Below are 23,095 nucleotides of genomic sequence, written 5' to 3' on the forward strand. Positions count from 1 at the left end.
AAATTACTGTTTGATCAGCTTTTTATTAATAGTCTGCTTCTCTGTTTCTACAGTGATCACATAGTTTCCTGTCTGAATTGAGGAAAGGTTTATTTCCTGTTTATTCCCTTTTAAAGAAGAATCGGAAGCTACCAGCCTTCCTGCTTCATCATAGATTTTATATCCTTTTAATCTTTCTGTTGAAGAGAGGGTTATCATATTTTTGGCAGGATTCGGATAAATATCTATTGAACTATTTTTTGTACTGATATCTTCTACTGCCAAGACACTGCAAGAGAAGTTTACATTCCAGCCATTTCCTGTAACTCCTCCATCTGAAACAAATCTTACTGTTATAGCACCTGAAGGATCTGTTGATGTAAAAGGACCTGGAACTGTACTTCCACTCAGATTGTTTCCATTTGCAAATAATGGTGAAGCTGTAGAAGGACCATTATACACATACATAAAATCATAGCCTTGTTCAAGATCAAATGTTGTAAATGTCATTGTCATAGATGAGCCAGGGGTAGGGTAAAATGTTTTAACAAGGTCTTCATTATCTCCATACTGACCTGTGGAACCGCCTGTATCTAAAAACTGAGTTCCATCACACCATGTTCCATCAGTCAGGAAAAGCTTTGATAGCTGGAACGCATTAGGTCCGCTGCAATCTGTTCCTACACTTAGTCTATAATAAGATGCCGGTTGAAGATTTGTAAAATTAAAAGACTGTGTACTGGCATTTCCGGAAGATACCGCCGCTCCGCTACCTGTCGTCAGTTTATATTTCCATGATGTTGAAACAGCATCTGTAAAAGTGGCATTTGCAGAAGACTGTGTGATGTTGTTAATGTTAAAATTTGAGATGGATGTAGGACAAGATGCTGTGCAGTTCGTACCCAGGCATCCTTTTGAATCTACCGTATTTTTGATCAATGTTCCTGGCTGTACACCAAAGCCATTCGCAAAATTAATCCCTACACTGCTTAACAAATGGCAGTAACTCATAATAGTACCACCACCTGCAGGAGGAAGAGCAGCAGTACATCCTTCGTTGTTTCCTGAAGCAGGTCCACAGCCATCAATTGCTGTATTATTTCCGTTCCAGAAGCAGGAATGAGTATGAGGTGATCCTAAATTATGTCCGAGTTCATGTGTCATCACTTCTATATTCCATGAATAAGTGGGCACATTTTGATAATTTAAATTCATACCACAATAAGAATATCTGTAATTGGTACATAATGAATTTACATATGCAATACTTGTCGTAGCAGGATTTCTTAATAATTGTGCCACATCACCATTAAAAGTAGTTCTGGTGGTTCTAAACTGACTCAGAATTGCACTTGGTGAGCCTGCATAAGGATCAGTAGTTGTCCAAACAAAAACTTCACTTAAGGCTACATTAACATTCTCATTGGCGTACAATGTTGTAACGTTATTATGCATGGCAGTCACCCAATTGGTGGTAGTAGTTGTGTTGCTGCCATTTTGGGTATAAGGACCGAAGCCTGCTTCATAATAGATTCTTACGCAATTATCCGTTTTTTTATTATTGGTATTGGTAGGATTAAAAACAGGTCTTTGGGTTTGATTTTCTTTTAGTCCGTCTACCCCACAGGCAAATGGATTGGAGCCTGTTAACTTAGAATCTGAATAGCTTACAAAATCTTCAGAATTTTTGGCTTTTCCAAGTACGATATTTCCTAATCCGAGAGTAGAAGCAACTCCTACGATATCGTTATTAAAAAAACTAAAAGCCACAATAGAGGCATTATCACCTTTTACAATTCCCTGATAATAAACTCCTGGTGTATAGTCTACTGTTTTACCTTTGTCTGTTACAACTTTAAAATCGTTGGTTAAGATCTGATGTCTGTACATTTCAACAGTGATCTGCTTCCCGCCATCAAAGGGAAAAGATATTTCAAGAAAATCAGGTTTTTCTCTGATTAATCTTTTCAATTCTGCTGACTTCAAAGACATCACCGTAATATCTGTTGCTGCCTTTTTGTATTCAGCCAGTTTATCAGGATTCTTATTGATCTCAAACAGATCATAGCTTTTAAGCTCTATTTTTTCATTATGATATTCCGAAACTTTTTGTGAAATTGGCTTTAATTTCTGGGAAAAAGCAAAAATAAAACATCCCAAAAAATAAATTAATAGAATTTTTTTCATGATTTAACAATTTATATTTTCACAAATAAACAAAAAAAATCAACATATAGTGAAAAATAAATGCTACATTCTAATATTTGTAGCAACTATATAAATAAATTAAACCAAATACTTAAATGAATGTTTTTTATTCATTAAAACAAAAAAAAGACGTTAAAAATAACGTCTTTTTTTTATAAAGTTTCTCTGTCGGTCCTCATTTTAACCTTCAGGAATCTGATTAAAACTAATCCTGCTGCAAAGAATATGGTCATGGACAATGCTGCGATACGCATATTATTGAAATGCTCAATTAATGTTGCAAAGATGAATGTCCCGATAATGATCGCAATTTTTTCCAATACATCATAGAAACTGAAGTATGTGGTGTTTTCCATCGAGTTTTCGGGAAGCAGTTTTGAATAGGTAGATCTGGACATCGCCTGAAGACCGCCCATTACCAAGCCTACTACTGCTGCCACTCCATAGAACTGATATTCTACTGTAGAGTTTTCCTTATTCAGGAAATAAGCCCAGAGACAGGCAACAATCCATAGAATGATGGCAATTGAAATAACGTTTTTGTTCCCGATTCTCTTAGATAACCTTGAAAAAATAACAGCTCCGATAATGGCTTCTATCTGAATGACCAAAAGGGTTCCGATCAGTTTATCCTGAGCAAGATTGATCTCACTCTTTCCGAACAGAGTTGCCATAAGGAAAATCGTCTGCATTCCTACACTGTAAAAGAAGAAACTGGACAGGAAGAATTTAAGATTTTTGTCTTTGAAAAGCTCTCCTCCCACTTTAAACAGTTCATGGAAACTTTCTTTTGCAATATCTTTATAGAAGCTTAAGTTATCTTTCAATACTTCAAAAAAGCCTCCCTGTTCTTCATGCTTTTTGAAGATGTTCTTATAATTTAATAATACCAGATCTTTAGGCAGCTTATCTTTTACATCCCCAAACTGAGGAAGGTGTTTGAATGTATACTGAGAGAACCCAAACCACCATGCTCCCGTTAACAGGAAACTGATTCTTGTAAATAGTAACTGCTGGGCAGCTCCTTTAGCAAAAACCTGAATCAGTACTAAACAGATTACTACTAAAACTACAGAACCAATATATCCGTAGACATATCCTCTTGCAGAAAGCGCATCCTGTCTGTCCGGTGTGGCAATATCCGGAAGAAAGGAGTTATAAAACACCAGACTTCCCCAGAAGCCGACACTGGCCGTAATACTGAAGAGAAGTCCGAGAAAAACGTTATGCATCCCTGTAAACATGGCTAATCCCATACATGATGTTGCCCCCAGATAGCAGAAAAACTGCAGGAAAGATTTTTTGTTTCCGATAGTATCTGCTAATGAAGATAAAAATGGAGATAACAATACTACAATAAAGAATGATATGGTAAGTGAATATCCATATACAGCATCCGGCTGATATCCTTCTCCAAAAATTTTGATCGTATGCCTTACGGGAACATCAATCCATGTTTTGGTTTCTGCTATATATTCCTTTTTCTCGTACGCTGTGGTAAGGATAGAGTAATAAATAGGGAAAATGGTAGACGTAATAACCAGGGAATACACGGAGTTTGCCCAGTCATATACAGCCCAGGCTTTCATAATCTTCGGATTATTCTTTATGTTTTTAGGCTGTCGATTCTCAGTTTCAGACATTTCAAATATATATTAGTAGCACAAAAATAGAAAAACCATTAAGAAATGGATAAGTTTTTAAAAAAATTATCCATTCCTTAATGGTAATGTATTATTAAACAGAATATTAGATATTCTCAATCACGATAGCAGAAGCTCCACCACCTCCGTTGCAGATTGCTGCTGCACCGTATTTTGCATTATTTTGCTTCAATACGTTGATTAATGTTACGATGATTCTTGAACCTGAACTTCCCAGTGGGTGTCCTAATGCTACTGCACCTCCGTTTACGTTTACTTTAGCAGCATCTAATCCTAAGATCTTATTGTTGGCCAATCCTACTACTGAGAAAGCTTCGTTAAATTCGAAGAAATCGATATCAGAAACTTCTAATCCTGCTTTTTTAAGAGCGATAGGTAATGCTTTTGCCGGAGCAGTTGTAAAGTTTTCAGGCTCATGTGCTGCATCAGCGTAAGAAACGATTTTTGCAAGAGGCTTCAATCCCAATTCTTCCATTTTTTCTTTGGAAACAAGGATTAACGCAGAAGCTCCGTCATTCAGAGTAGATGCATTAGCTGCCGTTACTGTTCCTTCTTCTTTTTTAAATACCGTAGGAAGCGTTGAAATTCTGTCGAAGTTTACCGCTTTGTATTCTTCATCTTCAGCAAAGATGACAGGTTCTCCTTTTCTCTGAGGAATAGAAACCGGTACAATTTCTTCGTTGAACTTCCCTTCGCTCCAAGCTTTTGCTGATCTTTTGTAAGATTCTACAGCAAAGTTATCCTGGTCTTCTCTTGTGATATTATAATCTACTGCACATTTTTCTGCACATACTCCCATATGTACTTTGTTGTAAACGTCTGTAAGACCGTCAAGCACCATTCCGTCAAGCATTTTGATATCGCCTAATTTCGTAGCCACTCTTGCATTGTAATAGTGAGGAACTAAAGACATATTTTCCATACCTCCTGCAACAATTACGTCTGCATCACCAGCTTTGATCGCCTGAGCAGCCATTGTTACAGCCTTCATTCCTGAAGCACACACTTTATTAACTGTAGTAGAAGGTGTATTGATTGAAAGACCTGCTCCTAAAGCCACCTGACGAGCCGGTGCCTGACCTTCTCCCGCCTGAAGAACATTCCCCATATAGATTTCCTGAACAGCATTAGGATCTAAACCGATTTTATCTAGTGCTCCTTTTACAGCAGTTGCTCCCAGTTTTGTAGCCGGAACTGTTGACAAGCTTCCCATAAAACTCCCCATAGGTGTTCTTACTGCGGAAACGATGAATACTTCTTTCATGTATATAATTTTTATTTTTAACGAAACGGAACAAAAGTTCCGTTTTATAGGTTGAATTTATTTCACTTTTACATAGACCACATCAAACTGAGTTCCTTCAATTTTAGTATTAACTTTCAAAAGGTTATCCTGAGTAGCTAAGATTTTATTATTGAAGACATCTCCTATCTGTACTGGATTATTTTTATCGGATTTCTCCATAATGATTGCTTTGTAATTGCAGTCATCCACAAAAACCAATGTTGATTTAATGTAATCTTTTCCATTATTGAAATATTCTGTCTGAACATTATCTTTAATGGTCATATGCCATATTCCTTCCGGGTAATTGGGTCTTACAAATTTGCCTTCTTTTATATTGGCACATTTAGCCGGGTTATCCGGTTTTTTCTGATCTGCTGTCTGCGCGTTAGCCTGTGCGGCAACGGCCAACAAAATTCCAGCGGAAAATATTTTTAAGAAGTTCATTTTTATAGTTGTGTGCGATTATTTACTTTTTTGTTTCCTCCTGCAAAAACCAAAAGGAAAGCGCCTAAAAATTCTACAGCCCAGCCCCATTTCAGTTTAACGATTCCGGCAAAAGTTTCCTGCCATGATTTGAATGGTAAAAAGCTAAAGTACTGCAAAGACTGCATCTTCACGGCAAATAAGGTAAATGCAAATAAAAGGATAAGCAGAATGCCAAAAAATCTTACAATTTTCACGCTGTTATTCACAATTCCAAAAACTGCACAAGCAGCCAATATCCAGCATGCAATAGCCAGATAATGATCAAGTTTCCAATAGTTCCAGTTCCCAATGACAGGCACATGTACCAAGGGTAAAAAACTGCCTATTACTACTAAGAGTAATCCTAATAACTGAATATTTTTCATATTTACTAAAGTGCCAAAATACAAAAAAAAACACACTTTTAAATAGTGTGTTTTAAAAATAGGATTTCATTACCCGAACGCTTGTTAGTTATAAAAAAGCTTTAATATTTTTATTCATTATATAAAGAAAAAGCTTATTTATTATCAAATTAAAAATTGACATTGGCAATCTCTATCCCGATCTGAAGTCCATATTTTTTCTTCAGCAAAGCATTGTTATTGAAAGCGGGCGTAAAGTCTTTCTGTACAAACAGATTGAATCCGGCATAACTGATTCCCAATTTTCCTCCGAAAACAAGATCGTTCACTCCATGCATTACTTTTTCTCTTTCAACAATTCTATCGGAAAATTCATTGGAATACTTGGAGTAATTCACACTCCCTATTTTAATGCCTCCATAAACACCCACAATAATGCACAGCTGATTCTTATTATTATCCAGGTATTTAACACCTTCATAGTCTTTATATTTTGGATTTAAAACAAATTTCAGATCTGCAGGAACGGTTATATATGTATTATAAAGCATACTTTTTTTAAGGGTTCCGCGGTCAAAATCACCAACGAATAAGTTGTATTTATCCTGTTTGAACGCCTGCCTATATTTGGGTGTAAGCTGGTCTGATCGTACTCCCAATCCGAAACGGTAGAAAAAAGGGCTTGTATAGCTTCCGATCTGGTTCCCGTACCATAATGTCAGCTGCCAGGAATTGATAACACTGTTTTTAATGTCAGAATTCTTACTGTAAAAATCAAAAGGCTTATTCTTTGAAGTTAATCCCGCCCCTCCCATGCCCACGGAAAGTTCTAAGGTTTCAAGATAGTTTTTCGGGTTGTTCTTCTTTTTCTTCTCATTGAGTTTCATGTTAAATCCATTGAGTCCCAGCCAAAGCTGATTTCTTCCATTTTTTATGGAATCTTCAGATGTAAAAACAGCGTCTTTAACGAGTTCTCTGGTTGCCATTTCAAGATCCTGTTTTTGGGAATCTATTTTTCCATTAATAATCTGCTCATATTTTGAAGCGATTGCTGTACGTTGTTTTTGTTTTTCATCGGATGTGATTTTCTTTTCTTTAAAACTCCTGTCAATCTGATCCAGTTCTATATTCATTTTGCCTTTTTCAGACATCACTATGCTGTCGATTTTTTTTGAATAGACACTCAGATTATTATCCGGAGTTTCCTGGCCAAACCCATAGCTAAAAGCCATTACAGCAGCCATCAATAGTAACTTAGGTTTCATATTTTAATAATTTTTAGACAATATTTGATTGCTGTCCCTGTTTCGGGGCAGTCTTTCTGTGATATAAAATGTGATATAAAAGATGATTGTTTATTTGCTTTCCAGTGAGTCTGTGTAAACGGTTACTCCAAATATTTTAAGGGAATTGGGACTTTTAACTTTAATTTTGGTCATATCAAGCGCTCCGAATTTTCTGATATCTGTTCTGTTCTCTTCCCTTTTTTTCTGAAACTCTCTTCCCTGCAGAAGCTCATCAGCGTTGATATATTCAGTTTTTTTATTCTCTACAAGAGCAGGCTTATCTGCTATAGGAATTATATTTTTATCCAATACCGGAGCTTTAATCTCATAATCCGCAATTATAATCTGCTCTTCCTTACCTATACTTAATCCCTCTTTCTGCAATTCTTCTTTCTTTTGATACAACGGAATGTCTGAAATTACTTTTATACTCTTTTGGTTGGTATTGTTTTCTGTGATGATGTTATGGGCAGCATCTATTTTGTGATCCGCTAAAGGAGTTTTGATATGTTTTTTGGGCAGTCCTGTATGAACTGCTATCGGGTTGTCCTTACTGACTGGGTGATTTCCATTAAAATAAAGCAATGTCCCTACCGAAATCAACAGAACTAATACAGCAGCATATTTCCAACATTGAAAAGCTTTTTCAGAGCGTATATCAGCACTTTTCTCTTCTCCATGGTCTATTTGCTCTATCCTGCTCCAAAGATCTGCAGAAGGCTCTATTTCAAGCTTTTCATAATCAGATTTTAACTGTTTCAGTATTTCTTTTTTCATTTTCTTTTGCTTTTAAAAATTCAGCAAGCCATTTTTTTGCTTTGCTCAGCTGGCTTTTGCTTGTTCCTTCAGAGATATTAAGAATTTCAGCAATTTCACTGTGCTTTTTATCCTCAAAGACGTATAGATTAAAAATCAATCTGTATCCTATAGGCATCTGGGAGAATATTTCTTCAATATTAAGTTCTTCCGGATATTCTTCATCAGAGGCTTCACTATAATCATCGGCAATTTCCACATCTGCATAGAGAATATTTTTATTCTTCCGGATGAAAGTAATGGAATCATTCACAATAATTTTTCTAAGCCAGAACGGAAAGCTTTTCCAGTCTCTGCATTCATCTATTCTGGTAAAGCATTTCATCAATGCATTCAGGAGGATGTCTTCCGCATCATGAAGGTTATTGACATAAGAATTTGCAATGGCCAGCATTTTGGGAGCAAACATCTCGTAAAGAGCTTTCTGCCCTCTCCGGTCCTGTTTTTTAGCCAATAAAAAATTCTCTTCGAGATTCTTCATGTTTAAGTTTCTATCTATAAGACGGTTTATTTTACAAAAGGTTGCCTGAAAATAAAAAAAATTGCATTTTTTTTCAAAAATGCAATTTAATATCTAAAGAATGTTAGTTTTAATTAATGTTTTACTGATGAAACATCTTCCGGGTTGTGTTTGTGTTTAAACAATACAGCAAAGAATATAGCCAGTACCAGCGAATAGATAGCAAATGAAAGCCATATCTGCTGCCAGTCTTTTACCATTACTACAGATGAGAGCGTTCCGTCTGAATTAACCACTGCATTGAAACTATTTTTCAGTATTTCCAGAAAAGTAGGATTATCGGGTGTAGTTTCCAGATAAGCAGATAAATCTGAAACGGTTGCAAATTTATGGGTAAAGAATTTATCAATAGCCCAGCCTGCAATATAACTTCCAAAAACAGCTCCGAAACCGTTGGTCATCATCATAAATAACCCCTGAGCTGAAGAACGTATTTTTTTATCTGTAGTTGTTTCTACGAAAAGTGATCCTGAGATATTAAAGAAATCAAATGCCATTCCGTATACAATGCATGAAAGGATGATCAGAGAAAGTCCAAATCCGTCCGGAACGCCATATGCAAAGAATCCGAATCTTAACACCCAGGCCAGCATAGACATCAGCATTACTTTTTTAATTCCGAATTTTTTCAGGAAGAAAGGAATCGCCAAAATAAACAAGGTTTCTGATACCTGAGAAATTGACATGATAATGGTAGATCTCTGTACGACAAATGAGTCCGCATATTTAGGAAAATGGGCAAATTCACTTAAAAAAACATCTCCATATGCATTGGTAAGCTGAAGTGCTGCTCCTAAAAGCATTGAAAATAAAAAGAACAAGGCCATTTTATAGTTTCCGAAAAGTTTGAATGCATTCAATCCTAATTGTTCGGATAGTGGCGAATTTTTATCAATCAGTTTTTGTGGCGGACATTTTGGTAAGGTAAGGGCATAGATTCCTAAGAATATTGCAATCGCCCCTCCAATATAAAACTGTCCTTCTGTAGCTTTGTTCCCGCTAAGATTAGTGATCCACATGGCAACAATAAAACCAATGGTACCCCATACACGGATAGGCGGAAAATCTTTTACTACATCCATGTTATTATTTTTCAGGATTGTATAAGAAATAGAGTTGGCCAATGCAATGGTTGGCATATAAAAGCACATCGCCACAAGCATGACCGAAAAGAAAGAATTCGGATCTGCGGAATGAGGCAATATGAAAAGAATAACCCCATAAAGAATGTGTAATACTGAAAATATACGTTCCGCATTGATCCAGCGGTCAGCGATAATTCCAGTAATGGTTGGCATAAAGATGGAAGCAATTCCCATGGTACCGAACACAGCTCCAAACTGAGTTCCTTCCCAATGTTTTGTGCCAAACCAGAAGTTTGCCATCGTAATCAGCCAAGCTCCCCAAACAAAAAATTGGAGAAAACTGAGGATGGTCAGTCGTAATTTTAAATTCATAGTTTATATAAAAAGTATCTCTTTAGTCAATTGTCTTTTTCCTTCTCTTGATTTCTTCCTGAATTTCAAGAGCGGTATCATAGTCTTCTTCTTTAACGGCATCTTCCAGTAATTTCTGAAGTTCTTCCATAGAAAGAGATTTTAAGTTGTCTTCTGTCTGTACAGTTTCTGAGAAAGATTGGTCTTCTTTGGCAACATCTTCCAGTTCCAATAAAATTCCCGCTTCATTTAGCACCTGCTGTGTGGTAAATATTGGCGCATCAAATCTTACCGCCATTGCAACAGCATCAGAGGTTCTGGCATCAAGAATCAGTTCCTCGTCGTTCACTTTATTTTTAAAGTTGATATTGGAAAAGAATACTCCGTCTACAATCTGATAAATAATAACAGAGATCAGCTCATAGTTGGCAGAGACTATAAATTTTGTAAATAAATCATGGGTAAGAGGACGCGGTGGATGGATATCTTTTTCCAATCCGAGAGAGATAGACTGGGCTTCGAAATTTCCTATAACAACAGGTAATTTTATGTGTGTTTCTTCATGCTCCAGTAACAATGCGTAAGCCCCTGATTGAGTCTGGCTGTACGATATTCCGCGAATAATTAGCTGCTTATAATCCATAGCTACAAATATAGATTAATTTTTTATTGTGATTTTACTTTTTTACGCAAAAATAAAAGCCCGGAAAGCCGAGCTTTTATCTGTATTGTTGATGATTGTCAAACGTCAATAGTTAATTTTGCTTCGCAAGTAATTTATTTAATTAAAAATTGACGAGCAAAGCGAATTGACTATTCACAATTCACTTTCTTATCCTTTTATTGCTTTAATTTTCTCTGTTAATGCAGGAATAATCTGGAAAGCATCTCCTACTACTCCGTAATCAGCAGATTTGAAGAATGGTGCTTCAGGATCGCTATTGATTACTACGATCGTTTTTGAAGAGTTTACTCCGGCAAGGTGCTGAATTGCTCCTGAAATCCCTACAGCAATGTAAAGATTTGGAGAAATTGCTTTACCTGTTTGTCCTACGTGCTCTGTGTGAGGTCTCCATCCGATGTCAGAAACCGGTTTAGAACATGCTGTAGCAGCTCCTAGAACATTTGCCAAGTCTTCAATCATTCCCCAGTTTTCAGGACCTTTCATCCCTCTACCCGCAGAAACAACCACTTCAGCTTCTTTAAGGTCTAGTTTCCCTGAACTCTGCTCATGAGAAATCACCTTAGTATCTTCATTAGCTACCGATAAGTTTTTCACTTCTTCTGAACCTGATACTGCATTTTCTTTAACACCGAAAGCATTTTGAGAAACCGTAACGATTACTCCGTTTCCTTCCGCTTTTGCATGCATAAAACCTTTTCCGGAGAATGCTCTTCTCTTTACCTGGAAAGGAGAAAGGTTTTCAGGAGCTTCTAAAGCGTTAGTGATTAAAGAATAATTCTTCATTACAGCAAGCATCGGAGCAATTGAAGAAGCATCCGTTGTATGAGGGAAAACGATGATGTTTCCGTCTGCTACTTCGCTTACAGCCTGTGCAAATGCTTTTGCTGAGAAGTTTTTAAGACCTTCGTCTTTGATATTGATTACATTTGATGCTCCATATTTGTATAATAAATCTGAAGAATCTGTTGGGTTTACAGAGATTGCCGTAACTGTATCTCCAGCTTTATCAGCAACAGCTTTAGCGTAAGAAACTGCTTCAAAAGCTGCTTTTTTGTAAACTCCGTTTATATTTTCTGCGTATACGAATACTGCCATTGTTTATATTTTTTAGGTTGTAGGGTTTAGGTTATAGGGATTAGGTCTAAGAAGTATGTGTAAAAACTGCTACCTATCACCTCTTACCTGTTATCTTTATTAGATTACTTTAGCTTCTTCGTGAAGTAATCTTACCAATTCATCCAGGTTGTCAGGAGAAACCATTTTCACAGCGGCTCTTGGAGGAACACTGTCATAAGATACTCCCTGAACTTTTACTTCTGAAGATGTAGGCTCTACTACCTGCAGAGGTTTTGTTCTTGCAGACATAATTCCTCTCATATTTGGGATGATAAGGTCTTTTTCATCTACCAATCCTTTCTGACCTGCAATAATTGCCGGTAATTTTACAGAAATAGTTTCTTTTCCTCCTTCAATTTCTCTTACTGCAGTAGCTTCACCTCCGTTTACGTCTAATCCTACTGAAGCGTTTACGAAAGGCTGGTTCAATAGCTGAGCCACCATTCCTGGAACGGAACCTCCATTATAGTCGATAGATTCTTTTCCGCAAAGGATAAGATCATATCCTCCGTTTTGAGCTACAGCAGCAATTTCTTTTGCTGTAGAATAGCTGTCTTTAGGATCAAGATTTACTCTTACAGCATCATTAGCACCAATTGCCAAAGCCTTTCTGATCACAGGTTCTGTACCAGCATCTCCTACGTTGATTACTGTTACTGTTGCTCCCTGAGATTCCTGAAGTTTAACCGCTTTTGTCAACGCAAATTCGTCTAGCGGGTTGATCACCCACTGAATTCCGTTTTTGTCGAAAGCAGATTTATCTGCTGTAAAGTTAATTTTGGAAGTAGTATCCGGAACACTACTAATACAAACTAATATTTTCATGTGTACTATTTTATTTTTTCCCTTTGGCGCATAAAATCATGACAGTTTATGCAGAGATTTTGTTTGAATTAATTTTTGCTAATATAAATAAAAAATATATTATGCATGCATAATACTTATTAAATTATTATTCAATACATTAGATGTAGTTACTTCGCTGGTTTTGTTGCCCTAAACTCTATTTTACTTGGCAAAACCCTTGGATTCATCTTTAAAATATCCAATATGAGATTCCCCATATCTTCGGGCTGAATCTTCCAGTTGTCTTTTTCTGAAGGAATATTTCCGTTAAAATGAGTGGCCACCGATCCCGGCATAATGACCGTAGACTTAATATTGTATTTCCTTAAATCAATCATTGCAGCCTGGGTAAAACCTACCACTCCGAATTTTGAAGCATTGTATCCTGTTCCGTTTTCAAAGAAGTTGGCACCTGCAAGACTTGAAATGGTAATATAATACCCTTCTGTCTTCTTCAGTTCTTCTACAGAAGCTTTTAAAGTATAGAAAACACCTGTGAGATTGGTTTCTATCATATCATTCCACTCTTCTGCAGTGAGTTCGTCTACGGGCTTAAATATTCCCAGTCCGGCATTAGCAATGATATAATCCAGTCTTCCGAACTTTTCAACGGTATATTTTACCGCTTCCTGCTCGCTTTCCAGACTTCTTACATCAGAAACAATTCCCAAAACATTTTCTGAGTATTGTTTAAGTTCCTCTTCCGCCTTCATCACATCTTCTCTTTTTCTTCCTGAAAATGCTACCGAGATACCATTTTCAAGTAAAATTTTCGCAATCCCGAAACCGATTCCTTTGGTTCCTCCTGTTATATAAGCTGTTTTATTCTCTGCCATTGATTCCCAAATTTTAATTCTCTAAAATAACAAAAACGCTCCAATTGGAGCGTTTTACTGATACTAAGATTTATCAGGAATTATTTTTTTATAAATTTCTCTGTAAAGTTTCTTCCTTCTGTTTCTACATTCAGTAAATAAGCTCCGGAAGACAGATCTCTTACATTCACCTGGTCACCATTCAATGTGACATCTACTCTTTTCCCTGACATGTCATATACTTCAACATGTTTTATCTTACCAGGAGTTGTAATTTTTATAACTTCAGTAGCAGGATTTGGATAAATGGATAGTTTCACATCGTTTTTAACGGCATCTTTTGTGGATAATGATGCTTCATTATTGATTTTGATATTATCGATATAGGCAGAACCTCCATAATTGTCATGTACAAAATCCATTCTGTTGATGTTGTTGTTACTGAACGGCTGTCCTGTGTAGATCAGCGCATCATTCAGAAAATATTGGATTCCTGTAGCAGTAGATACTATTTTTACTCTGTACCAGGTATTGGCATTCCAGGTCTGATTGGTATTTACTAAGTTAGCTGAACCAGCTGTAGCAAGCAAAATTGTACCATCATAAGAAAAATCAATATAAGTAACGATTCCTCCAGCTCCTGTTGTACTTACTGTTCTGAAAACGAAATCTGAGCTTGATGAACTTTTTTGTGTAAGTCTTACATCGAATGATTGTGTAAAGCTATTATATGTTAATGGTGTTGCAAAAGTATAAAAACCACCCATAACAGGGCTTTGCTGTGGCCCATAAGGCACGTCTGGTGTTATTTTAAGACTGTTTGAACCTTGAGTTGCCATTTCAGCTGAAACCAATTGAGTGGTCAAATAGACTGGCGGCGTAGCCCCGTTACTTGTAGAAATCCAACCCTGCTGGCCATTAATATTTCCTGTTGTAAATCCTTCACTGGCTTCAAAAGAAATAGTCTGCTGGGCAAAAGATGTTATGGAAATCAACGAAATTGCGAAAATGTAAAGTTTCTTCATGATATTTTTTTAGTTTTGAGCAAATATATGTATTTTAATCAAAAAAGCAAAATTAACGAATGTTTTAAACATAAAAACAAATTAATATAGTATATTTTAACCCAAACAAATAAAGATATTAAACCTAAATAAAAGTATCATTTCCAAAAAATCATCCATAAATCCTACAGCACATTAAAAAGAACACCGGTTTTCAGAATCGATAAAAAATTTATCTGATGATCACTTTTTCTGTAAAATTCCTTTCTTCAGTTTTGATATGAACCATATATAGACCTGCAGGCAGCCCTTTTACATCGATTTTGTTACTGTTTGTTTTAGATTTTATCAGCTTTCCTGACTCATCATAGATCTCAATACTTTTAACCGTACCGGGAGAATTAATCTGTATAAAATCAATTGCAGGATTAGGGTAAACAGATACTTCTTCAGCAGTAATCTTTGTATCCTTAATCCCCAATACCAATAGTTCACTATTTATTTTAATCTGATCAACATAAGCTGATCCCGACGCATTATTATGAACAAAACGCAGCTGATCTATATTCACTGAACTTGCGGCTGTGCCTGTATAAATAAGAACATTATTAAGGTAATATCTGACATCTGCGGCAGTTCCTACAACTTTCACTCTATACCAGATATTGGGCTGCCATGCTGAAGGTATGGAAATCAAATCCTGTGTACCTGATACGGTATTCAGAATTTTGAGCAATCCGGTTTTATCAAAATCCAATCGCACAATCACCTGATCATCAACATTATTTACTCCCTGAAAACCAAAATCGGAGCCATTGAGCTGCGACATATTGATATCAAATGATACGGAGAAATTATTGTAAGCAAGCGGGGCCGGCAGGTTATAAAAACCTCCGATAATAGGATCAGACTGGGTTCCATAGGTTGTTTCTTTAACAATTTTGAGAGAACTGCTTCCGTCGCTGGCTTTATCTACGCTGATCGTCTGATAGGCTACGTTTGCTGGAACTCCTCCTGTGGGAGTACTGATCCATCCCGCCTGGCCATGGATATTTCCGGCGTTGAATCCTTCATTAAATTCAAAGGACACAGTCTGTTGTGCAAAAATGCATACCGATAATAGTAAAATTGCAATTGAGTAGTATTTTTTCATAGAAAATCAAGTTTTGTATTAAAAATATAAACTTTCCACGAATGGTGAAATAACTTACTGCAAATAAAAAATAACACTTTTATACTCAGTGAATTTAATTTTCAAATCTATTAAAAACGTCTTCCCATACAGGCAAAACAGTTCAATTCAGAGCAAAAAAATAAGGTATCTCTTTCCAGAAATACCTTACTCTATCTTATTTTTATTGAATTACTTTGAATAATTTTCAAAGAACAACGGAATACTTTCAATTCCTTTATAGAAATTAAATAATCCATAGTGCTCGTTTGGAGAGTGAATTGCATCAGAATCCAATCCAAAGCCCATCAATACAGATTTAGCTCCTAAAACCTGCTCAAACATTGCTGTAATCGGGATACTTCCTCCTCCTCTGTATGGAAGAACTTCTTTTCCGAATGCAGACTCCATTGCCTGTTTTGCAGCCGCAAATTCTTTGGTATCAGTTGGTAAAACATAAGGCATCCCTCCATGGTGAGGGGTTACTTTAATTTTCACTGTATCCGGAGCGATTTTTTCAAAATATTTTGTGAATTTTTCCGTGATTTCCTGAGGGGTCTGGTAAGGAACCAAACGCATGGAAATTTTAGCAAAAGCTTTGGAAGGAATTACAGTTTTTGCGCCTTCTCCCGTATAACCACCCCAGATTCCGTTACAGTCTAAAGTAGGACGGATAGATGTTCTTTCTAACGTTGTATATCCTTTTTCACCTTCTATATTGCTTAATCCTATTGATTTTTTGAATTCTTCAGGATTGTCTTTCAATTTGTTCATATCTGCTCTGTCTGCATCTGAAACCGTTTCTACGTTATCATAGAACCCGTCAATGGTAATATGACCGTTTTCATCAATCAGATTAGCGATCATTCTTGAAAGAACGTGAATAGGGTTTGGAACCGCTCCACCGTAAAGACCCGAATGTAAATCCCTGTTGGGTCCTTCCACTTCTACTTCTACATAGCTCAAACCTCTTAATCCTGTTGTAACAGTTGGCTGTTCGTTGCTGTAAATATGAGTATCAGAAATCAAGATACAGTCGCAAGTCAATTTCTCTTTATTTTCACTCACCCAGTCTCCTAAGCTTACAGAACCTACTTCTTCTTCTCCTTCCAAGATAAATTTAACGTTGCAGGGAAGAGCATTGGTTTTCATCATGGCTTCAAATGCTTTCAGATGCATGAAAAACTGTCCTTTGTCATCCGCAGAACCTCTTGCAAAAATAGCTCCTTCAGGGTGCAGTTCAGTTTTTTCAATATAAGGTTCAAAAGGTGGCTTTGTCCATAGTTCCAATGGATCTGCCGGCTGAACATCATAATGTCCATATACCAATACTGTAGGTAAACTTTTATCTAAAATTTTCTCTCCGAAAACAATTGGATATCCTTTGGTCTGGCAAACTTCAACATTGTCAGCTCCTGCATTTTTAAGGTGTGCCGCCACTACATCTGCACATTTCAAAACGTCATCTTTATACGCCGGATCTGCAGAAATAGAAGGAATTCTCAATAACTCAAATAATTCATCCACGAAACGCTGTTTGTTTTCGTTAATGTAATTTAATGTCTCTTGCATTGTAAAAATTTATTTTGTTAAAATTAAAAAAAATGCCCGGCAGGGACAAACAAAAAGGCAGGATTTTACCAATCCTATGTTAATGAGCCCTATAGCCATCTTTTTAATAAAAAATGCCCTGCAAAAACAGGGCACTTGTATATTTTGTACTTCTAATTAGTGTTCAGCTTTTGGAGCCTTTTCAGCTTCAGCAGGTTTTGCAGCAGCAGTACTGTCTGTTTTAGGAGCTGCAGCTTCTGGCTTTGCAGCAACTTCTTCCTTATGCTCTGCAGCAGCTGCATGTCCGTGACCTTCACCCTGAGCAGCATCAGAATATCTGTCTACTCCTTCTTCCAGTTTCAAAGTCCCTTTATTTCCACCAGCTGGTACTTTTTTACAACTTACCGCTACTGTTGCAATTGCTAAACATATAACTAATTTTTTCATATGTAAAATTTATTTTTATAAGATCATACGAAACCGCACTATTTTAGTCTATTCTGATTATCCAAACAGTGAGCGATTTCATGTTTAAATTTTTGATTGCCCAAAAGTAAGAAATCCTGCTTTTTTCGGCAACATTTTTATACTGATTTTAATATTATTTTCCCTTTTTTGGATTGTGTAAAAATAAGGTAATGATCTCCCCCATCTTTCAGGCTGTATTTTTTCTTGATTTCTTCGGGTTTTAAAGGGTAATTTTTTGAAATAATATTAAACTGGCCTTTCTTTTTAATACTTTTAGAATCAACAGCTTCCATTTCTAAAATTCTCCCTGGAAAATTTTCATTTTTTATATCAGAAGTATATAAATGGCTGTTCGGATGAAGTTTTTTTAATCCGAATTTTTGTGAAATCAAATTAAAGATTCCTGCTTTCAAAATGGAATGATTGGGGATATAAATGTATTTTTCAGGTTCAGCGTATTCCGACTCGGCCATTTCTTCTTCCCCAAATTTGAAGGTAAAGGCGGTTTCTCCGCTTTCAAGGTTTACACAGTTGCATATAACTCCATCTGCATTTTCATTGGATAGGAACACAACGATCTCTTTTACATCATTTTTCAAAGCAATGATATCCATTCTTGAAATACCCGGTAATACTGAAACAAGATACTTAAGATCAATTAATGGGGAAAGCTTAATGACAACCTGATTGGAAACAGACCGCAATTTTTCCTGAATTTCGAGAATATCAGGAGACAGGTCTTCTAAAAGAAAAACTTTATTTTTTTGCTGATCTCTTCTGGCCGGATCAAGATAAATGACATCAAAATGTTCCTGATTCCTGTTCAGAAAATCTTCAAGCTTTTTGTTGATAAAACGTGCCTGACGTCCTAAAGTATTCCAGTTATGCTCAACAATTTCTAAAAGCTCTGTATTCTGCTCTACCAAAGTGATATGATCAAAGTTTTGGGAGAGATAATAGGCATCAATACCAAAACCGCTCGTGAGATCAATAAATGTGCTCCCTTTCAAGATTCCGGATTTATAAAGGGCGGTTTTTTCTGATGATGACTGCTCCAGATTAAGCTGTGGTGGGAAAATAATTCCTTCTTTCAGCAGAAAAGGAAATTTTCTCTCTGCAACCTGTTTTCCTTTGATCTGCTGTACAATTTCTTGCATAGAAACTTCCGGAAAGGGTGATTTTTTCAGCAGTAATGTATGTAAATCGGTATTCAGATTTGCATTGATATAGCTTTGAATGTCTTTGTTTAATAGTTTACTTCCCACAGATTTCACAAATTGCACAGATTATTATGCTTATTAAATGTTTCCGTTTATTTTTCGAATAATACTTTTATCAATATAATCAGTATTGAAATTAACCAGTATTCCTAATTTCAGGTTTGTCAATTTTAAATTAGGTTAAAAGTTGCTTGTGATGAACATTAATTATTTCAGGAATTGATTTTATTTCGATAATAACTTTGTCTTCAACAATTATATCTGCAATAAAACTTGAATCAATAAAAATTCCTTTAAATTTTATTGGTATCGGTACCTGTGTTTTAACACTTAAACCATTATTTTCTAACTCAAATGCCAAAACTTTTTCATAAACCTTTTCTAAAAGCCCTGGTCCAAGTTCATTATAAACAGAAAATATAGATTTCCTGATATAAAAACTTATCTCGTTTTCTTTCATAACATTTGTATTTTGTGTTTCATAAATCTACACAAAATCTCATTTGAAATGATTACCCGATCAAATTATCTTTTGTAAAAAATATAATCAGTCAATACCGGGCTTATACCACTCTGTTTAAGCAAAGAATTGATTTGTCCTCTGTGATAGGTAGAATGATTGACTGCATGAAAAAGCATTTCAAAAATACTGTTTTCAAATTTTGTTCCTCTTGAGTTTTGATATTCTACTCTTTTGTCCAGATCAAAATTTCTTATAATATCAATGCTTTTAAGAAAGTTCGCATGGTTAATTTCCTCAAGAGATTCAAAAGGATTGATCTGCCAGACTTCAAAAGTCGTTTCTCCCAGAATCCGGGCATTCCAGATCTGTTGTGCATTAAGAGTATGATTCATCAGACTGATCGTTTTATCATCAACACGTTTTCTGTTTTCAGAAATAACTTTAATCATCTCAATATTGAAATGATAGGTATATTCAAATAAATCAATCAGTTTTTCTTTCATTACTAAAAACTTATAAGCTTTTTTCTTTATGCAGCTTTATTACATTTGGGGATGTAGGATCTATATCTTCCGGATTTTCATTCTCGAAATCAAAGAATAGCAGAAATTCATTTTCATTAATAAACTTAATAAGGCCGTTTAAAAATTTACTCTCTTCAGGTTTATTGTTGAAATCATTATATGATGCAACTAAACTGAATTTGATAATTTTCTTTGAAAAATCAGTAGTATATTTTACATGTGCAACTTTACCTTTGTTTGGTCCATCAGGAATTACATGATTTCTACCATCAATATCCAATCCATTAAGTTGTACCTTCACATAGCCATCATCAAAAAATGTAAATGACCCATAATTACCGGCATCTATTCCGCCCCATTTTCCGTACAGATCTTTCTCTGTTTGTGAAAAAAGTAGTCCGAAAAACGATAAAAAGAAAATTAGTAAGCTTTTTTTCATGGTATTATGGGATGCTTTATTCAAACATTTCAGCCCAGCGAACGGCTTTTATCTCTTTTTCGTTGTAAAGATCCCCGATAGATTTTTTAACGTCCAATTTAGGGTATAAATTCACTCCAATCAGCTTTATTTTCCCTTCTTCAATCCATTGCTGTTCTTCAATTGCATGATCATAGATCTTTTTCTGAACAATGCCTTGTTTTAACAGCTCAAGATAACCTCCTGCTTCTTCTATTTCAATAAATAATGCCCATGATTTGTCTGCAAACTGTTTCGTAATATCTTCAATATAGTAACTCCCGTTCGCAGCATCTTCAAATACATTGATGATGCTTTCGTAAGCGAGCACAATCTGCTGTTTGAAAGAAATCTCTTCTGAGTTATCCGTACTTCTGTTTACAAGATAATTATTGGTGAAAACCGCATCAGCTCCTCCGATCATTGCGGAAGCAAGTTCCAATGTAGAGCGGATCAGGTTATTTTCATTGTCAGAAATGGCTTTATTTCTCAGTGAAGTCTCTGCAAAGATGTATGGAATTTCATCCAGTCCATATTCCTTGGAAAGCTGGTTAAAAACGATTTTAAAGGCTCTCAGTTTTGCCATTTCAAAGAAATAATTTCCTCCTACTGCTATTCTGAAGATGAGTTTATTCAAAATTTCAGCACCATAAGCTTCTACCAGCTCTTTAGTTTTTGCCAGCGCAATACCAAGCTGTTGATAAATGGCTGCTCCGGCATTCTGATGTAGTGAGATATCAACACAGATATTTCTTTTAAAGTCTTTAGCCAGTAATTCTTTGGCCAGCTGGTCGTCTATACTTCCTTCTTTTTCATTAAAAATGTCAATCAATGAAAAATACTGATCTTCTTCTTTAGGACTGATGTGCCCTGCCAATTCTTTGTTGTTGACAAAAAGGGTTTTCTGATCAAGATTTTCTACATTATGATCAAGGATAAATGCAAATACTTCTTCTTCTAAACTTTCATGATATTGTGCTACCAAATGGGTGCTTTCTTCAACTCTAGGCAGATTTACCAAAGGCTTCTGAACTTCTGTGTAAAAAGGCTTCACCACTATTCCTTCCAGATTCTGCTTTTCTAAAACAGGATAAATATCCTCTGTTTTAAGTTGTTTTTTGACTAAATTTTCCCAGTTTGAAAATATATCTGTATTTGACATTAGTTTTTTTATTTGTGAATTGTCAAGAGTGAATTTTTAAAAATTAAAAACACGTTTCATCATTGACGTAATTCTATTCAACTTTATTATTTTTTAGCAACTTTTGTGCTGTCTACCACCAAAATAAAGATCTCTTCATTCGGTTTTTTCATAAAATAATTTTCTCTTGCATATTTTTCTTTCTCCGACTTGTTGTTCATCAGTTTTTTATAAAAAGCATCATTTTTTTCGTATTCTTTTTTGTAGAAGTCCAGCTGCTCTTCATACTTCCTGATTTCACCATTCAGTTCATTGATTACAAGAAATGAGGTTTTATCGAAAAAAATCATCCATACCAAAAACAGACAGATCGTAATGGTATACTTGTTCAAAACATATTTCTGTATAAGTTTGAATGTTTCAGATTTCGGCTGAATGTCTTTGATAAGGTTGTTTTCTTCCATTTTTTTAATGTTTTTTCAACGAGTTTTTAATAACAGTAGTTAAAAAATCAATCGCTACGGAATTCTGCTTCATATTAGGGATAATAAGATCGGCATCATTTTTAGATGGCTCTATGAATTCCTGATGCATTGGTTTCAATGTAGTCTGATAACGGTGCAATACTTCGCTCAGATCTCTTCCCCTTTCCTGGGTGTCTCTCCTGATCCTCCTGATCAGCCTTTCGTCAGAATCTGCATGAACAAATACTTTCAAATCAAATTCTTTCAGTAATTCTTTGTTGGTAAGAACCAGAATTCCTTCTACTACCAATACGTTTTTAGGTTCTACAGTGACATGATCTCCTGTTCTGGAATGAGTGACAAAGCTGTAAATGGGCTGTTCAATAGGCTCATTATTCTTTAAAGCTTTCACATGTTTTATTAATAATTCAAAATCTATCGACTTGGGATGGTCATAATTCAGAGCTTCTCTTTCTGTCAAGGTAAGACCTTGGTTGTCGTGATAATAATTATCCTGAGAAAGGATATTCATTCCCTCAATATCAAGCTGCTGAAGTATCTTGTCAACAACTGTAGTTTTGCCGGATCCTGTACCACCGGCAATTCCTATTACAAGCATTATTTTTTTGTTTCTTTATAGTTGGTACAAATATACTATTTTAGATAAAATATGACAATGTAAGAGTATTGAGAAATTAAAAGATTAAAGCATGTAAAGAGTAAAAGATTTTCCGGAAGCCTGCTACTCTTTGTCATATATTGATATTCCTCAACTTTCCCCTTCGGATTCAATAAAAAAACCGGCAAATTTATTGCCGGTTTTTATTTTATACAATTTCGCTTGTTAATTCGCGTGAAATTAATTTTTCATGCATAGGCTTCAAAACATCCATTGAGCCAGTTTTTACGGTACATTTACCTTTGTAGTGAACAAGAATCGTACATTGCTCAGCCTGCTCCAGGGTATGTTTGCATATTTCAATAAGACAGTCTATTACATAATCAAATGTATGAATATCGTCATTATGCAGTACCAGTTTATAAACTTCATCCGTATCATCCAGAACGAGGACTTCTTCCTCATACTGGCGCTTTGGATCTTCATAATCTTTTATGCTGTTATAAAAATTCATTCTAACTGTT

24 protein-coding genes and 1 pseudogene are annotated in these 23,095 nt (G+C 35.7%); all 25 read right to left on the bottom strand.

The features are described 5' to 3' along the window. Nucleotides 1-3: 3 nt before the first annotated feature. A complete protein-coding gene (locus tag FW781_RS02275) occupies nucleotides 4-2,166 on the bottom strand; it encodes a M12 family metallo-peptidase (RefSeq protein ID WP_228720122.1) in 2,163 nt (720 codons plus the stop codon). Nucleotides 2,167-2,339: 173 nt separating this feature from the next. Beyond that, a complete protein-coding gene (locus FW781_RS02280; RefSeq protein ID WP_149385937.1) occupies nucleotides 2,340-3,830 on the bottom strand; it encodes an MFS transporter in 1,491 nt (496 codons plus the stop codon). Between the two features lie 106 nt (nucleotides 3,831-3,936). After that, nucleotides 3,937-5,115, bottom strand: coding sequence for an acetyl-CoA C-acyltransferase (locus FW781_RS02285; protein WP_149385938.1), 1,179 nt, complete (start codon nucleotides 5,113-5,115; stop codon nucleotides 3,937-3,939). Nucleotides 5,116-5,172: 57 nt separating this feature from the next. After that, complete coding sequence (locus tag FW781_RS22270; protein WP_172625643.1) at nucleotides 5,173-5,583, bottom strand: hypothetical protein; 411 nt, start codon at nucleotides 5,581-5,583, stop codon at nucleotides 5,173-5,175. Between the two features lie 2 nt (nucleotides 5,584-5,585). Further along, a complete protein-coding gene (locus FW781_RS02300; protein WP_047385263.1) occupies nucleotides 5,586-5,990 on the bottom strand; it encodes a hypothetical protein in 405 nt (134 codons plus the stop codon). Nucleotides 5,991-6,139: 149 nt separating this feature from the next. Further along, on the bottom strand, nucleotides 6,140-7,234 hold the full coding sequence (locus tag FW781_RS02305) for a hypothetical protein (protein ID WP_149385941.1): 1,095 nt from the start codon (nucleotides 7,232-7,234) through the stop codon (nucleotides 6,140-6,142). Nucleotides 7,235-7,324: 90 nt separating this feature from the next. Further along, nucleotides 7,325-8,032 carry a hypothetical protein gene (locus FW781_RS02310; RefSeq protein WP_149385942.1) on the bottom strand — a complete coding sequence of 236 codons (708 nt, stop codon included), beginning with the start codon at nucleotides 8,030-8,032 and terminating at the stop codon, nucleotides 7,325-7,327. Then, the gene (locus FW781_RS02315; RefSeq protein WP_149385943.1) at nucleotides 7,998-8,552 is read right to left on the bottom strand and encodes an RNA polymerase sigma factor; all 555 of its coding nucleotides are present in this window, start codon (nucleotides 8,550-8,552) and stop codon (nucleotides 7,998-8,000) included. Before FW781_RS02315 ends, FW781_RS02310 begins: the two co-directional genes overlap by 35 nt. A 113-nt stretch (nucleotides 8,553-8,665) precedes the next feature. After that, nucleotides 8,666-10,048 carry a nucleoside permease gene (locus FW781_RS02320; RefSeq protein ID WP_149385944.1) on the bottom strand — a complete coding sequence of 461 codons (1,383 nt, stop codon included), beginning with the start codon at nucleotides 10,046-10,048 and terminating at the stop codon, nucleotides 8,666-8,668. A 22-nt stretch (nucleotides 10,049-10,070) separates the two neighbouring features. After that, entirely contained in the window at nucleotides 10,071-10,670 is a 600-nt protein-coding gene (locus FW781_RS02325) for a bifunctional nuclease family protein (RefSeq protein WP_047425437.1), read from the bottom strand. 189 nt (nucleotides 10,671-10,859) lie between these two features. Next, entirely contained in the window at nucleotides 10,860-11,807 is a 948-nt protein-coding gene (locus tag FW781_RS02330; RefSeq protein WP_149385945.1) for an electron transfer flavoprotein subunit alpha/FixB family protein, read from the bottom strand. A gap of 99 nt (nucleotides 11,808-11,906) precedes the next feature. After that, a complete protein-coding gene (locus FW781_RS02335) occupies nucleotides 11,907-12,653 on the bottom strand; it encodes an electron transfer flavoprotein subunit beta/FixA family protein (RefSeq protein WP_149385946.1) in 747 nt (248 codons plus the stop codon). 149 nt (nucleotides 12,654-12,802) lie between these two features. Next, nucleotides 12,803-13,510: an SDR family oxidoreductase gene (locus tag FW781_RS02340; protein WP_149385947.1), complete on the bottom strand. Its 708-nt coding sequence runs from the start codon at nucleotides 13,508-13,510 to the stop codon at nucleotides 12,803-12,805. Nucleotides 13,511-13,590: 80 nt separating this feature from the next. Next, nucleotides 13,591-14,514 carry a T9SS type A sorting domain-containing protein gene (locus FW781_RS02345; protein WP_149385948.1) on the bottom strand — a complete coding sequence of 308 codons (924 nt, stop codon included), beginning with the start codon at nucleotides 14,512-14,514 and terminating at the stop codon, nucleotides 13,591-13,593. A gap of 211 nt (nucleotides 14,515-14,725) precedes the next feature. Next, nucleotides 14,726-15,646 carry a T9SS type A sorting domain-containing protein gene (locus FW781_RS02350; RefSeq protein WP_149385949.1) on the bottom strand — a complete coding sequence of 307 codons (921 nt, stop codon included), beginning with the start codon at nucleotides 15,644-15,646 and terminating at the stop codon, nucleotides 14,726-14,728. 210 nt (nucleotides 15,647-15,856) lie between these two features. Further along, nucleotides 15,857-17,236 carry a dipeptidase gene (locus FW781_RS02355; protein WP_149385950.1) on the bottom strand — a complete coding sequence of 460 codons (1,380 nt, stop codon included), beginning with the start codon at nucleotides 17,234-17,236 and terminating at the stop codon, nucleotides 15,857-15,859. Between the two features lie 156 nt (nucleotides 17,237-17,392). Further along, nucleotides 17,393-17,662 carry a hypothetical protein gene (locus FW781_RS02360; RefSeq protein ID WP_047385273.1) on the bottom strand — a complete coding sequence of 90 codons (270 nt, stop codon included), beginning with the start codon at nucleotides 17,660-17,662 and terminating at the stop codon, nucleotides 17,393-17,395. 137 nt (nucleotides 17,663-17,799) lie between these two features. Then, nucleotides 17,800-18,948 (bottom strand): class I SAM-dependent methyltransferase, encoded by a 1,149-nt coding sequence (locus tag FW781_RS02365; RefSeq protein ID WP_172625644.1) that lies wholly within the window; start codon nucleotides 18,946-18,948, stop codon nucleotides 17,800-17,802. A gap of 33 nt (nucleotides 18,949-18,981) precedes the next feature. Next, a pseudogene (locus FW781_RS02370) lies at nucleotides 18,982-19,363 on the bottom strand (GxxExxY protein). Between the two features lie 65 nt (nucleotides 19,364-19,428). Continuing rightward, nucleotides 19,429-19,869: a DinB family protein gene (locus FW781_RS02375; protein ID WP_149385952.1), complete on the bottom strand. Its 441-nt coding sequence runs from the start codon at nucleotides 19,867-19,869 to the stop codon at nucleotides 19,429-19,431. Between the two features lie 10 nt (nucleotides 19,870-19,879). Continuing rightward, complete coding sequence (locus tag FW781_RS02380; RefSeq protein ID WP_149385953.1) at nucleotides 19,880-20,329, bottom strand: hypothetical protein; 450 nt, start codon at nucleotides 20,327-20,329, stop codon at nucleotides 19,880-19,882. Between the two features lie 16 nt (nucleotides 20,330-20,345). Next, nucleotides 20,346-21,509 carry a methylmalonyl-CoA mutase family protein gene (locus FW781_RS02385; protein ID WP_149385954.1) on the bottom strand — a complete coding sequence of 388 codons (1,164 nt, stop codon included), beginning with the start codon at nucleotides 21,507-21,509 and terminating at the stop codon, nucleotides 20,346-20,348. A gap of 86 nt (nucleotides 21,510-21,595) precedes the next feature. Continuing rightward, nucleotides 21,596-21,952, bottom strand: a complete 357-nt coding sequence (locus FW781_RS02390) for an FtsB family cell division protein (protein ID WP_047374422.1) — start codon at nucleotides 21,950-21,952, stop codon at nucleotides 21,596-21,598. 4 nt (nucleotides 21,953-21,956) lie between these two features. Next, nucleotides 21,957-22,571 (bottom strand): uridine kinase, encoded by a 615-nt coding sequence (gene udk / locus FW781_RS02395; RefSeq protein WP_045497309.1) that lies wholly within the window; start codon nucleotides 22,569-22,571, stop codon nucleotides 21,957-21,959. A 208-nt stretch (nucleotides 22,572-22,779) separates the two neighbouring features. Continuing rightward, complete coding sequence (locus FW781_RS02400) at nucleotides 22,780-23,085, bottom strand: ATP-dependent Clp protease adaptor ClpS (protein WP_052198612.1); 306 nt, start codon at nucleotides 23,083-23,085, stop codon at nucleotides 22,780-22,782. Between the last annotated feature and the right edge of the window lie 10 nt (nucleotides 23,086-23,095).

Origin of the sequence: Chryseobacterium panacisoli (assembly GCF_008274625.1) — a bacterium.
Taxonomy (GTDB): domain Bacteria; phylum Bacteroidota; class Bacteroidia; order Flavobacteriales; family Weeksellaceae; genus Chryseobacterium; species Chryseobacterium panacisoli.